This window comes from Photobacterium sp. 2_MG-2023, assembly GCF_030547675.1.
Lineage (GTDB): Bacteria > Pseudomonadota > Gammaproteobacteria > Enterobacterales > Vibrionaceae > Photobacterium > Photobacterium arenosum.
In genome coordinates this window covers 40,315-53,199 of the sequence record NZ_JAUOQQ010000010.1, presented here as the reverse complement: position 1 = coordinate 53,199, position 12,885 = coordinate 40,315, and the positions used below count along the sequence as shown (strand labels likewise).

Here is a 12,885-nt window from a genome sequence, read left to right as displayed (position 1 = left end):
CCTATGAAAGTCAACGGATTTATGTCAGAAATGCAGGCAATGCAAATGGAAGCCAGCAATGCGTCACGTCCGGCGACTGGCGCTAAGGTCAGTGCTGATTTTGGTGCAGCCCTGCAAGATGCGATACAAACGGTTAACGGATTACAGAATACATCCAGTGAGATGACCAGTCGTTTTGATCAGGGCGATCGCAGCATTTCGCTGTCAGATGTCATGATCGCGCGAAATAAATCCAGCGTGGCTTTCGAAGCAACCGTCCAGGTTAGAAATAAGCTGGTTGAAGCTTATAAAGAACTGATGAATATGCCGGTTTAATTCAGGAATTAAGTGAGTGTCGGAACAAACATCCAACGAACTCGCCATAGCGGGTAGTGCTGCAGCTCCTGTCGTTGCCAACAGCGACCTGGATCTGCAAAATCCGGATCTTGAAGAGAAGAGTGCCAGCACACGTGTTGACAGCATGCTGGGCAACCTCGATTTGCTGCGTCAGATTATTCTGGTGCTGTCAGTGGCTATTTGTGTCGCTTTGATAGTGCTGGTCGTCGCCTGGCTCAAAGAACCGGAAATGCGTCCGCTGGGTAATTTCTCCACTGAAGAGCTGATTCCGATTCTGGATCATTTTGACCAGAAGCAAATTGAATACCAGCTGGAAGGCAATACCATCAGGGTGCCGGCTGATAAATACGGCGCACTTAAGCTGGAGCTGACCCGTGCCGGACTGAATAACCCGACGGCGGAAGGTGATGATATCCTGCTGCAGGATATGGGATTTGGTGTTTCACAGCGTCTTGAACAAGAACGGCTGAAACTGAGTCGCGAACGTCAGCTGGCAAGAGCCATAGAGCAGATCAGACAAGTGCGCAAAGCGCAGGTACTGCTGGCGATGCCCAAGCAAAGCGTTTTTGTCCGTCATAATCAGGAAGCGACGGCCAGTGTATTTCTGACCCTGAGTACAGGTGGCACGCTGGGTCAGCAGGAAGTGGACTCCATTGTTGATATGGTCTCTACCGCCGTGCCGGGCCTGAAACCCAGCCGTGTCACAGTCACAGATCAACACGGTCGTCTGCTCAGCTCCGGTACTGAAGATCCGGCAGCCACGGCACGCCGGAAAGAATACGAACTGGAGCGCAAACAAGAGCAAGCCTTGCGCGAAAAGATCGATGCAATCTTAATTCCTGTCCTGGGGCTGGGTAACTACACCTCTCAGGTCGATGTCTCGATGGATTTCAGTGCCCAGGAAGAAACGCAAAAACGTTTTGATCCCAATACGCCGTCTACCCGCAGTGAATATACGCTGGAAGATTACAACAACGGCCAGTCTGTAGCGGGTATTCCGGGCGCGCTGAGTAATCAGCCGCCGCAGGATTCAGCGATACCGCAGGATGTGATTGACTTACAAACCGGTAAAGGTGGCAACGGCTCGGTGCACCGGGAAGCAACGCGAAATTTTGAACTGGATACTACTATCCGTCATAAGCGTTCGCAAACCGGCACTATCAGCCGTCAGACGGTTTCAGTGGCGGTCAATTATAAGCCGCAGCTTAATCCGGAAACCGGCGAAATGACCCGTATTCCGGTGACCGAAGAAGAGCTGGTGAAAATCCGTCGTCTGCTGATGGGCGGGGTTGGCTTCCTGCAGGATCGCGGCGATATGCTGGAAGTGATTTCCGTACCTTTCGCCACTCAGGAGCAAGAACGCATTGTCGACTTGCCTATCTGGGAACACCCGAATTTCAATACCTGGATTCGCTGGCTGGCTGCAGCGCTGGTTATCATAGTCGTGCTGGTGGTGCTGGTACGCCCTGCCATGCGCAAACTGCTCTATCCGAACCAGGCTGCCGATGGTACACCTCTGGATGAGAATGGTCTGCCTATCATGGCGGGTGACGGTTCAGATCTGATAGGGGCCGATCTGGACGGTGTTGACGGTATCGATTTAACCAATAACAACCTGGATCTGCCAAATCTGCACAAAGACGACGACTTGCTGAAAGCCGTGCGTGCACTGGTGGCCAACGAACCGGATCTGGCGGCTCAGGTTGTGAAGAACTGGGTATACGAAGATGGCAAATGAAGTCGCGACTACAGATGAAAAACCGTTCGACATTAATAGCTTAAGTGGAACGGATAAAGCAGCCATCCTGTTACTCAGTCTGAATGAACAGGATGCGGCTTCCATCATACGCCACCTGGAACCCAAGCAGGTTCAGCGCGTGGGTGGGGCGATGGCCAGCATGAAGGAACTGAGCAATGATAAGGTGACGGCTGTGCACCGCCAGTTCCTGACCGATATCCAGAAATACACCAGCATTGGCATGGGCAGCGCCGACTTCGTCCGCAATACCCTGATCGCCGCACTGGGTGAAGATAAAGCCAATAATCTGGTTGATCAGATCCTGATGGGCAGTGGCTCCCGCGGCCTGGATTCTCTCAAATGGATGGATCCACGTCAGGTGGCCAGCATCATTCTCAATGAACACCCGCAGATTCAGACTATCGTGTTGTCGTATCTGGATCCTGAGCAATCGGCAGAGATTTTATCCCAGTTCCCTGAGCGCGTGCGCCTGGATCTGATGATGCGTATTGCGAATCTGGAAGAAGTTCAGCCTGCTGCCCTGCATGAGCTGAACGACATCATGGAGAAGCAGTTTGCAGGTCAGGCTGGTGCTCAGGCCGCGAAAATTGGCGGCATGAAGGCGGCAGCCGATATCATGAACTACCTCGACAACAATATCGAAGGTCTGTTGATGGATCAGATCCGCGAGAACGACGAGGAGATGGCCGTTCAGATCGAAGACCTGATGTTCGTGTTCGAGAACCTGGCCGAAGTGGACGACCGGGGTATCCAGAGCCTGCTGCGGGAAGTGCCTCAGGAACTGCTGCAAAAAGCGCTCAAAGGGGCCGACGATATGTTGCGCGAGAAAATTATGCGCAATATGTCCAAGCGTGCTTCTGAATTGCTGATGGATGACCTTGAAGCGATGGGGCCGATACGTGTCTCCGATGTGGAAGCAGCACAGAAAGAAATTCTGTCTATTGCCCGTCGTCTGTCTGAAGCCGGCGAGTTGATGCTGAATGGCGGCGGTGGGCAGGATGAATACCTCTAATTCAGCCGGGGAAGCACAATGACGATTGAACGCCGTCGGGGCTTTGTCCGCCTGAGTGGCCACCAGGCAGAAGAACTGGAACGCTGGGCTTATCCCGATTATAGCGATGAAGATCGCGGCCCGGTTGAGAACGCATTAAATTATGATCCGGGCTGGCGCCCGAGAGAAGTGCCGGAAGAGGAGCAGGCTCCTCTGCCACTGACCGCTGCCGATCTGGATGATATCCGCCAGTCAGCCTATGAAGAAGGGATGGCCGAAGGCCGGGCTGCCGGTCATGCTGAAGGCTTTGAAACCGGAAGGCAGGAAGGTGCTGCCGCCGGTCATCAGGAAGGGCTGGAGGCTGGCCGGGAAGAAGGACTGGCTGCCGGACAGGAACTGGTTGATCAGCATGTGGCTCATCTAACGCAGGTTTTTGACAAACTCGCCCAACCCTTACAGCAGGTTGATCAGCAGGTAGAAAGCCAGCTGGTGGAGATGGTCAGCGTGCTGACTCGTGAGTTAATCCGGGTTGAAGTGCAGACCAATTCTCAGGTTATTTTGTCCACGTTACGAGAAGCCATTGCCACATTGCCGCTGGCCTCTCAGTCGATCACTGTGCAACTGCATCCGGACGATCTTGCGCTGGTAACTGCCGCGTACAGCCAGCAGGAACTGGATAACCGTCGCTGGCAGTTGCTGGCAGAGCCGGGGCTTGAGCGCGGTGATGTCCAGCTCAGTGCTGGTGATTCTGCGGTGGATTATCGAATGGAAGATCGCGTTCGTCACCTGCTGAGCCAGTTTCTGGGCATGAATCAGCGCTCTACTGACAGTTCATCACAGGATACCGCGGAATGACCCTGTCGCAGCGGCTGGGTAGCTACCGCTTACAGGGGCTAGCCTGTCGCCCCGTGGCCTCCGGACGGCTGGTGCGCGTGGTCGGTTTAACGCTGGAAGCCATAGGTTGCCGGGCGCCTGTTGGCAGTGTGTGCCGTGTCGAGGCGGTACAGGGCAGTATCGAAGCCGAAGTTGTCGGATTCAGTGGTGACACCCTGTACCTGATGCCCAGTGAGCAGCTGACCGGGGTGATGCCCGGCGCTAAAGTCACGCCTGTGATGAGCGACGGTGGCCTGCCGGTGGGTCCTGAGTTGCTTGGCCGGGTTATTGACGGCATGGGAAATCCCCTGGACGGCAAAGGACAGATTTATACCTCGGCCCGGGCCGCACTGAATGCGGATCCCATCAACCCTCTCGCAAGAAAACCAATCAGTGAACCTTTGGATGTCGGATTAAAAGCCATTAATGGGCTGCTGACCGTAGGTAAAGGCCAGCGCATTGGCCTGTTTGCCGGTTCCGGGGTGGGTAAATCTGTCACTCTGGGCATGATGACCCGGGGCACTACGGCGCAAGTGGTGGTGGTCGGACTGATTGGTGAGCGTGGCCGCGAAGTCAGAGAATTTATTGATGAGATCTTAGGTGAAGAAGGCCGCCAGCGCGCGGTCGTGGTGGCAGCCCCTGCTGATGCTTCTCCTCTGATGCGCCTGAAAGGGTGTCAGACTGCTCTGACCGTGGCGGAATATTTCCGCGATCAGGGCTTAGATGTTTTATTGCTGATGGACTCGCTCACTCGCTTTGCTCAGGCGCAGCGTGAAATTGCTCTGTCGATTGGTGAGCCACCGGCCACCAAAGGGTATCCGCCCTCTGTGTTTGCCAAGCTCCCGGCCCTGGTTGAGCGCGCCGGCAATGGCGGCGATCATCAGGGGTCGATCACGGCATTCTTTACTGTGCTGACCGAAGGCGATGACTTGCAGGATCCTATCGCCGATGCATCACGAGCGATTCTTGACGGCCATATTGTGTTGTCACGTGAGATGGCCGATGCCGGCCATTATCCGGCCATTGATGTTGAACGCTCCGTCAGTCGTGTTATGCCCGCCATAGTGGATGAAGAGCAGATGCTGATGTCGAAAGCGGTTCGGCAGATATTGTCTATTTGCCGCAAAAATCAGGATTTGGTGTCTATCGGCGCCTATAAACCCGGCTCAGATCCGGCGATTGACCAGGCCTTTACGTTAAAACCCAGGTTGGATCAGTACTTACAGCAGACAATGAAAGAGTCGGTTCCTTATGACATGTGTGTCAACATGCTCCGTTCTGCGCTGGGAGCCTGAGGATGAAACACCTAAGCGGCATGACCGGAGGCGCGGATGTCTGATCAGGCACTGAACCTGATTCTTGAACAGGTCAAAGACAAAGAACATAACGCGTTTCTGGCACTTCAGCAGGCTAAGCGGGATTTGGACAGCTTTTATCAGCAACGTGAACAAATTGAAAAATACCGCTACGATTACTGCCTGCAATTGACCGAGCGTGGTCAGAATGGACTGACGGCCAGCCAGTTCAGCCATCTGCATAAATTCCTGGGTCAGTTAGACGAAACTCTGGTTCAGCAGGGAGCGGCCGGCCGTGAATTTGAACGTCAGGTAGAGAAATGCGCTGAGTTCTGGCAACAGGCCCGTACTGAACGAAAGTCGGTTGAATGGCTGCTGGAAAAAAAACACACAGAGCGGGAACAGCGTCTGGCGCGTCAGGAGCAAAAGTTAATGGATGAGTTTGCCACATTGCAATCTGCCCGCCGCCGGTGTTAGTCGCTTATCGCAGTCAACTCAAGAGCTGGTTCACTTCTTGCATAGTTTTGAGTATAGCCACGACTTTGGTCGTCAAATAATTGTCAGTGTAAGGTAGCTATGAAACCGTCCAGCAGCATTTCTGTCGATTTTAGCGCGTCCGGATCCTCTGTCCGGCCGGGTAAGCCTGCTCGTTCTGACAGCCGTGAAGAACCGGGACTGTCAGGGTTTTCATCACGACTTGAGTCTGCCGTCCACAGTGAAAATAAGACGGCGACTAAGCGTCAAAAAATTGAATCGTCTGACGCGCAGCCGGCAAAAGCCAGTGACAATACCGCGCAAACACACAAGGCGAAAGACAGCCAGCGGCAAGAAAATGCAGATAAAGTGACTGCCAGTAAAACATCGGAAGCGCCGGACGACCCCGCGCAGACAGCGGAGAACGTCAAGCCTGAGTCTGAGGGCACTGAAGAAAGCATTCGCGCCGAGGCAGAAGCACTGTTAGACAGACTGAATGCCTCCAGCCAACAGCTGCAAATGGCAAAGGATGGCAAAGAATTGCCACCTGAAGCTGAAAGCAGCGAAACGGAAGGGGTGGAGATGGGCTTATTGTCGCCGGGTTTCTCTGTCCAATCCGGCGTTCAGACACTTGCTCAGACTGGTGATCTGTCTGAGGGTGGGGGTGATGATGACAGTGTGACGGCCGGACAGTCGGGTAAGCTTGCCGAGATGCTGGCGGCAGTCACTAAAGGGACAGCTTCTGATGCCAAAGGTAAAGGCGATAAACCTGACTTGACGCTGGTGGCTGGCTCGGTTCAGTCCGCTATTCAGGGTGACGCCAAGGCGGGCAGCGAAGGAGATACACAGCCAGATTGGCTCAGTGATGCTATTGCCCGGCTTTCTGCTTCTGCCAAAGGCGGGGAAGCGGGTCTGGCTGAAGGTGCAAATGCTAATCAGGCCGGAGCCGGTCAATCGGGCGTCTCTGCATCGCTTCAGGCGGCTTTGGCTGATGCCGGACTGCAGATGGATACAGCGCAGAAAGAAGCGATGGCGACGGGGGCAGCATCAGGCACCAATGCGATCACCGGGCAGCCTACTTCACTGGCTGCGATGCAGCGAGCTGAAGCGCAGGCACAACCTACCGCACTGCCTTTACAAAAAGAGATGGCTGGTGAGCAACTGGCGGAGCGGGTGCAGATGCTGATGAGCAAAAATCTCAAGCATGTCGATATTCGTCTGGATCCGCCTGAATTGGGCCGGATGCAGATAAAACTGGCCATCAATAATGACCAGGCTTCAGTCCAGTTTCATGTCGGTAACGCGCAGACCCGGGATCTGGTTGAACAGGCCATGCCGCGACTGAGAGAGCTGTTACAGCAGCAAGGTATCCAGTTGACCCAGGGCAGCGTCCAACAGGACGGTAATCAGCAGTTTGCCGGCCAGCATACCGGGACCCAACAGGGTGAAGAAGGCTTGGCCAGAGGCGGTCAGAGCGGCCAGTCGCAACAGGATGATGACGATGGCAATGCGATTGCCGTGACTGTCAGTGAACCAAGCGACGGCATTGATTATTACGCATGACCTCCAGTGGCATAGCTGGCATCCTGCGACACCCAAGTGACTATTATTGACCCGCGAACGGAATTGGAAATATGGCTGAATCAGCGGCAACAACAAATAGCAAAAAACGCATTTTATTGATTTTAATTGCTTTGGTCCCCGTACTTCTGGGGGGCGCAGCAGCCTGGTTTTTTCTGTCTGATGATCAGTCTGCTGCTGATAGTGACGGCATGTCGGCAAGCCAGTTATCAGGTAAGCCGGAACCGGCTTATTATGTGATTTTGCCGCATCCCTTTATTTTTAATGTGACGGGAGATACCCAGCAGCGGCTGGTACAGGTAAAAGTACAACTCATGGTACGCGGTGATGAGAATGATACTCTGGCCCGTCAACACATTCCTTTGGTAGAAAGCACCCTGCTTCAATCTTTCGGTGCAGCCAGTGTGGAGCAGCTTCGTTCTCCCAGCGGACGGCTTGAACTACGTCAACAGTCGCTGCAATCGGTGCAGTCTGCGCTGGTGAAAGTGTCTGGCAGCCCTGTGGTCGAACAGGTACTGTTTACTGGCTTTGTAATGCAATAGGTTCCCAGTGACTGATTTATTAACCCAAGACGAAATTGATGCGCTGCTGCATGGCGTCGATGATGTAGAGGATGATCACCCCCGGCAAGAGGAAGGCACTGGGGTTATATCGTTCGACTTCTCATCGCAAGACCGCATTGTCCGTGGCCGGATGCCGACGCTTGAGCTTATCAATGAGCGTTTTGCCCGTCATATGCGGATCAGTTTGTTCAATATGCTGCGCAAGACGGCAGAAGTGTCGATCAATGGCGTACAGATGCTCAAGTTCGGTGAGTACCAGAACACACTGTACGTTCCTACCAGTTTGAATATGGTGCGTTTTCGTCCCCTGAAAGGCACGGCCTTAATCACCATGGAAGCCCGGCTGGTCTTTATTCTGGTAGAGAATTTCTTTGGTGGCGATGGCCGTTTTCACGCCAAGATCGAAGGGCGTGAATTCACACCGACTGAGCGCCGTATCGTCCAGATGCTGCTGAAACTGGTGTTTGAGGACTACCGGGAAGCCTGGTCACCCGTAATGGGCGTGGAGTTCGAATACCTGGATTCCGAAGTGAACCCGACTATGGCGAATATCGTCAGCCCGACAGAAGTGATAGTGGTGAGCTCTTTCCACATTGAAGTGGACGGCGGCGGCGGCGATTTCCATGTTGTGATGCCGTACTCCATGGTGGAGCCGATCCGTGAATTGCTCGATGCCGGCGTCCAGAGTGACAAAATGGATACCGATGTCCGCTGGAGCAAGGCCCTGCGGGATGAGGTGATGGATGTCGAAGTGAATCTGCGTGCCAAGTTGCTCGATATTGACCTGACGCTGCGGGATCTGATGGAACTGCATTCCGGCGATGTTATACCGATTGAATTGCCCGAAACGGCCACTCTCTATGTTGAAGACCTGCCGACTTACCGCGGTAAAATGGGTAAGTCAGGCGATCACGTAGCGATAAAAATTTCCAAGAAACTGAAGCGGCCAGATACGGTGAAAACGGACCTTGCCTTCCTGGATGGCGATGAATTGAGTCCGACTTTCTCCGCCACTGACCCGATTGACGATTAATACAGGTGACTTATGTCAGATAAAGACCAACAAGTAGCTGACGACTGGGCGGCAGCCCTGGCCGAACAGGCCGACGACAATATTGAAGCCGCACCGCTGGAAGAACTTACAGATGAAAGTACCCCTATTTCTGATGAAGAACGCCGTCGTCTGGATTCCATCATGGATATTCCGGTCACGATATCGATGGAAGTCGGGCGCACCAAAATCAGTATCCGTAACTTACTGCAGTTGAACCAGGGTTCCGTCGTCGAGCTGGACCGTGTCGCCGGTGAGTCGCTGGATGTACTGGTCAATGGCACTTTGATTGCACACGGTGAAGTGGTGGTGGTCAACGATAAATTCGGTATTCGTCTGACCGATGTGATCAGCCAGACTGAACGTATTAAAAAGTTGCGGTAACTGGGATGAAAGCATTGAAAAGCACATTGCTCGCTGGTCTGGCAGTGATCAGCCAGCCGGTATGGGCGGCCGGGGCGCCGGAGCTGGATATGGGCACAACGATAGGTTCATTGCTGCTGGTACTGGTTCTTATCGTGTTTCTTGCCTGGCTGCTGCGCCGCATGAAATTGCCGGGTGTGAGTGGCGGAGATAACGGGTTGCAGATTGTCCGCCAGGTGGTGGTTGGCCAGCGTGAGCGAATCGTGCTGGTACAGGTGGGTGACGAGCAGTTACTCATTGGTGTGACGCCGCAAAATATTTCAATGCTGACCAAGCTGGAAACCCCCTTGCCGGTCAGTGCTGGTGCAGGCAACGGTGAGTTTGCTCAGCAACTCGGTAAGTTGTTGAAAAGACAATGATGTATAGATCTAACTTCTTTATCTGGGTTATCGGTGCGCTTTGCCTGCTGCTTTCCGGCATGGCGAGTGCGCAGAGCGAAGATGGCGGGCTGGGCAATGTGGCGGGCAATAATGTCACCGTCAGCGAGATGCAGAGCGATAAAGGGGCGGCAACCCTGCTGACCACCAAAGGCGGTGGTGGTATTCCGGCATTTTCTGTGTCGGTGAACCCGGATGGCACCGAAGATTACTCAGTCACGCTGCAAATCCTGGCCTTGATGACCGCGCTGGGCTTTTTGCCAGCCATAGTGATCCTGATGACCTCATTCACCCGCATTGTGGTGGTGATGTCGATTTTGCGCCAGGCGCTCGGTCTGCAGCAGACCCCGTCAAACCAGGTGATTATCGGGATTGCCCTGTTCATGACTTTCTTTGTCATGTCTCCGGTTTTGGATGAGATCAATACCAAGGCCGTTCAGCCCTATATCAATGAAGAGCTCTCTGCCCGTGAAGCCTTGACGATTGCTCAGGATCCATTGCGCCAGTTCATGCTCAAACAAACGCGGGTGAAAGATCTGGAAACCTTCGTTGATATGTCGGGTTCGCAGGCGACAGACCCCCAGCAAGTCCCTATGACAGTCTTGATTCCCGCTTTTATCACCTCGGAACTGAAAACGGCGTTTCAGATTGGCTTTATGCTGTTTCTGCCTTTTCTGGTGATCGATCTGGTCGTGGCTTCAATATTGATGGCGATGGGTATGATGATGCTGTCGCCGATGATCGTCTCACTGCCGTTTAAACTTATGTTGTTCGTACTGGTGGATGGCTGGAACCTGATCCTGTCGACACTGGCCGGCAGCTTCGGCACCTGATGACAGGGAGAGACAGACAATGACACCAGAAGCCTTCGTCGAAATTTTCCAGGAAGCCCTGTACATGGTCCTGGTGATGGTCTGTGTGATCGTCATACCCGGCTTGCTGGTTGGTTTGGTGGTGGCAGTTTTTCAGGCCGCCACCTCAATCAATGAGCAGACGTTAAGCTTCCTGCCTCGTCTGGTGATCACCCTGGTTGCGCTGATGGTGTTTGGTCACATGATGACCAGAATGCTGATGGATTATTTTCATCGCATCATTGAGCACATTCCTCAAATTCTTTACTGAGCAGATTGGTCATGACGTATCCGGCGGAAGTCATATTAGATTGGCTGGCCAATTATTTTTGGCCGCTGACCCGCATCGGCGCCATGATGATGAGCATGACCTTCTTCGGCGCCCGTTTCGTGTCGATGCGCATCCGGCTTTATCTGTCGCTGACAGTCACTTTTGCTGTGATGCCCATGCTGCCTCAGGTCCCTGATATTCCTCTGTTATCCTTTGAGGGCTTTCTCACCACAGGCCAGCAAGTGATCATAGGTGTCGCTATGGGGCTGGTCACTCAGTTTGTCACCCAGACTTTTGTCCTGTTAGGGCAGATTCTGGGCATGCAGTCCAGTTTGGGCTTTGCCTCCATGGTCGACCCGGCCAACGGACAAAACACCCCTGTGCTGGGCCAGCTGTATATGATGCTGGCGATCATGTTATTTCTCGCTACTGACGGTCATCTGGCGATGCTCAGGCTGGTGGTGCTGAGTTTTACCACTTTGCCGGTCGGCCAGTCTATGTTGCAGGCGGTGGATTACCAGCAGCTGGCGGGCTGGTTCGGCTGGATGTTCAAAGCCGGCTTAAACATGTCGCTGGCCGGGATTATTGCGCTGCTGACGGTGAATCTCTCGTTCGGTGTCATGACACGTGCGGCACCTCAGCTGAATATTTTCTCTCTGGGCTTCTCGTTTGCGCTGTTGCTGGGGCTGTTCGTCAGCTGGTATCTGTTAATGGGCATTCAGGCACAGTATGAAGAACACTGGCAACTGGGTACTGAGCAAATCTGCAGCCTGATCAGGCTGGATTGCTGATGACAGACAGGAGGGAGTCCGATGGCTGAGTCAGACGGACAAGAACGTACTGAAGACGCAACCCCCCGACGGTTGCAGCAAGCGCGGGAAAAAGGTCAGGTCGCGCGCTCAAAAGAACTGGCGTCGGTTGCGGTACTGGTATCGGGGGCGGTTGGCCTGATGTGGTTTGGCGAAATGCTGGCCGTTGCCTTGAGCGAAGTCATGCGCAAGTTCTTTACCCTCAGTCGCGAGGAAGTGTTTGATTTTACCAAGCTGCTTGCCGTGACCGGGGATGCCATAGTGCATATGCTGTGGCCTTTGCTTCTGGTGTTGATATTTTTGTTTGTGGCGGCACTGATTGGTGCTTCCGCCTTGGGCGGAATCAGCTTTTCCGCTGAGGCGGCAAGGCCCAAGCTCTCAAGAATGAACCCGGCCAGCGGCCTTAAACGTATGATTGGAAAGCAAAGTGCCGTTGAGCTGGTGAAATCCATCCTGAAAGTCACTTTGGTGGCCGGTGTCGCTTACTACCTGATGTACAGCAGCCTGGAAGGTTTCTTTCAGCTCAGCATAGAGATCTATCCGAGTAACATCTTTCATGCGCTGGAGATTTTACTGCGCTTTGTGTTGCTGATCTGTTGCTCGCTGCTGGTCGTGGTGGCTATCGATGTGCCGTACCAGATCTGGCAGCATAACGAGCAGCTGAAGATGACCAAGCAGGAAGTAAAAGACGAACATAAAGATGTTGAAGGTAAACCTGAGGTCAAAGGCCGTATCCGTATGCTGCAGCGTGAAATGGCGCAGCGGCGTATGATGGCGGAAGTGCCGAAGGCCGATGTGGTGATTACCAACCCGGAGCACTTCTCTGTTGCCTTACGATATGACCCCACGCTGGACAAGGCGCCAGTGGTCATTGCCAAAGGTACCGATCACATGGCGATGAAAATCCGGGAAGTGGCCAACGAATATAAGATCGATATTGTGCCTGCGCCTCCGCTGGCACGCTCCCTCTATCACAGTACCGAGCTGGAACAGCAAATACCGGATGGCCTGTTTGCCGCTGTGGCGCAGGTACTGGCGTACGTATTCCAGTTGAAACAATACCGGCGCGGTAACGGTAAGCGGCCAAAGTTATCTTCAGGCGCGGTTGATATACCTCCTGAATTACGGCACTGATTGCTTGCGGCAAAATGTTTTGGCTGCAGGTCAAAAAATTGACTTATCAAGACGGTATAAATTTTGCTTTATGCGAAGCTTAGCCCGTTCAGTTGTC

General features: G+C 53.6%; 15 protein-coding genes. All 15 read left to right on the top strand.

Features of this window, described 5'->3' with window-relative positions; translation table 11 throughout:
- Window positions 1-3 precede the first annotated feature (3 nt).
- On the top strand, window positions 4-315 hold the full coding sequence (gene fliE / locus Q4491_RS09975; RefSeq protein WP_027253934.1) for a flagellar hook-basal body complex protein FliE: 312 nt from the start codon (window positions 4-6) through the stop codon (window positions 313-315).
- A gap of 16 nt (window positions 316-331) precedes the next feature.
- Window positions 332-2,074 carry a flagellar basal-body MS-ring/collar protein FliF gene (gene fliF, locus Q4491_RS09970; protein ID WP_218383759.1) on the top strand — a complete coding sequence of 581 codons (1,743 nt, stop codon included), beginning with the start codon at window positions 332-334 and terminating at the stop codon, window positions 2,072-2,074.
- Window positions 2,064-3,107: a flagellar motor switch protein FliG gene (gene fliG, locus Q4491_RS09965; protein WP_046219526.1), complete on the top strand. Its 1,044-nt coding sequence runs from the start codon at window positions 2,064-2,066 to the stop codon at window positions 3,105-3,107. Before fliF ends, fliG begins: the two co-directional genes overlap by 11 nt.
- A gap of 18 nt (window positions 3,108-3,125) precedes the next feature.
- The gene (gene fliH, locus Q4491_RS09960; protein ID WP_303457138.1) at window positions 3,126-3,941 is read left to right on the top strand and encodes a flagellar assembly protein FliH; all 816 of its coding nucleotides are present in this window, start codon (window positions 3,126-3,128) and stop codon (window positions 3,939-3,941) included.
- Window positions 3,938-5,254, top strand: coding sequence for a flagellar protein export ATPase FliI (gene fliI, locus Q4491_RS09955; protein WP_303457135.1), 1,317 nt, complete (start codon window positions 3,938-3,940; stop codon window positions 5,252-5,254). The genes fliH and fliI overlap by 4 nt, the downstream gene beginning before the upstream one ends.
- Window positions 5,255-5,290: 36 nt before the next feature.
- Window positions 5,291-5,731, top strand: a complete 441-nt coding sequence (gene fliJ, locus Q4491_RS09950) for a flagellar export protein FliJ (RefSeq protein ID WP_192014703.1) — start codon at window positions 5,291-5,293, stop codon at window positions 5,729-5,731.
- Between the two features lie 99 nt (window positions 5,732-5,830).
- Window positions 5,831-7,291, top strand: a complete 1,461-nt coding sequence (locus Q4491_RS09945; RefSeq protein WP_303457129.1) for a flagellar hook-length control protein FliK — start codon at window positions 5,831-5,833, stop codon at window positions 7,289-7,291.
- 71 nt (window positions 7,292-7,362) lie between these two features.
- Window positions 7,363-7,851, top strand: a complete 489-nt coding sequence (gene fliL, locus Q4491_RS09940; protein WP_303457126.1) for a flagellar basal body-associated protein FliL — start codon at window positions 7,363-7,365, stop codon at window positions 7,849-7,851.
- A 7-nt stretch (window positions 7,852-7,858) separates the two neighbouring features.
- Window positions 7,859-8,905: a flagellar motor switch protein FliM gene (gene fliM, locus Q4491_RS09935; RefSeq protein ID WP_027253942.1), complete on the top strand. Its 1,047-nt coding sequence runs from the start codon at window positions 7,859-7,861 to the stop codon at window positions 8,903-8,905.
- A 12-nt stretch (window positions 8,906-8,917) separates the two neighbouring features.
- Entirely contained in the window at window positions 8,918-9,307 is a 390-nt protein-coding gene (gene fliN, locus Q4491_RS09930; protein WP_192014706.1) for a flagellar motor switch protein FliN, read from the top strand.
- Between the two features lie 5 nt (window positions 9,308-9,312).
- Window positions 9,313-9,705, top strand: coding sequence for a flagellar biosynthetic protein FliO (fliO, locus tag Q4491_RS09925; RefSeq protein WP_237794806.1), 393 nt, complete (start codon window positions 9,313-9,315; stop codon window positions 9,703-9,705).
- 59 nt (window positions 9,706-9,764) lie between these two features.
- On the top strand, window positions 9,765-10,556 hold the full coding sequence (gene fliP, locus Q4491_RS09920) for a flagellar type III secretion system pore protein FliP (protein ID WP_225445073.1): 792 nt from the start codon (window positions 9,765-9,767) through the stop codon (window positions 10,554-10,556).
- Window positions 10,557-10,575: 19 nt separating this feature from the next.
- On the top strand, window positions 10,576-10,845 hold the full coding sequence (fliQ, locus tag Q4491_RS09915) for a flagellar biosynthesis protein FliQ (RefSeq protein WP_192014708.1): 270 nt from the start codon (window positions 10,576-10,578) through the stop codon (window positions 10,843-10,845).
- Between the two features lie 11 nt (window positions 10,846-10,856).
- Complete coding sequence (gene fliR, locus Q4491_RS09910; RefSeq protein WP_192014709.1) at window positions 10,857-11,636, top strand: flagellar biosynthetic protein FliR; 780 nt, start codon at window positions 10,857-10,859, stop codon at window positions 11,634-11,636.
- A 21-nt stretch (window positions 11,637-11,657) separates the two neighbouring features.
- Complete coding sequence (flhB, locus tag Q4491_RS09905) at window positions 11,658-12,788, top strand: flagellar biosynthesis protein FlhB (protein WP_218383754.1); 1,131 nt, start codon at window positions 11,658-11,660, stop codon at window positions 12,786-12,788.
- Window positions 12,789-12,885 lie beyond the last annotated feature (97 nt).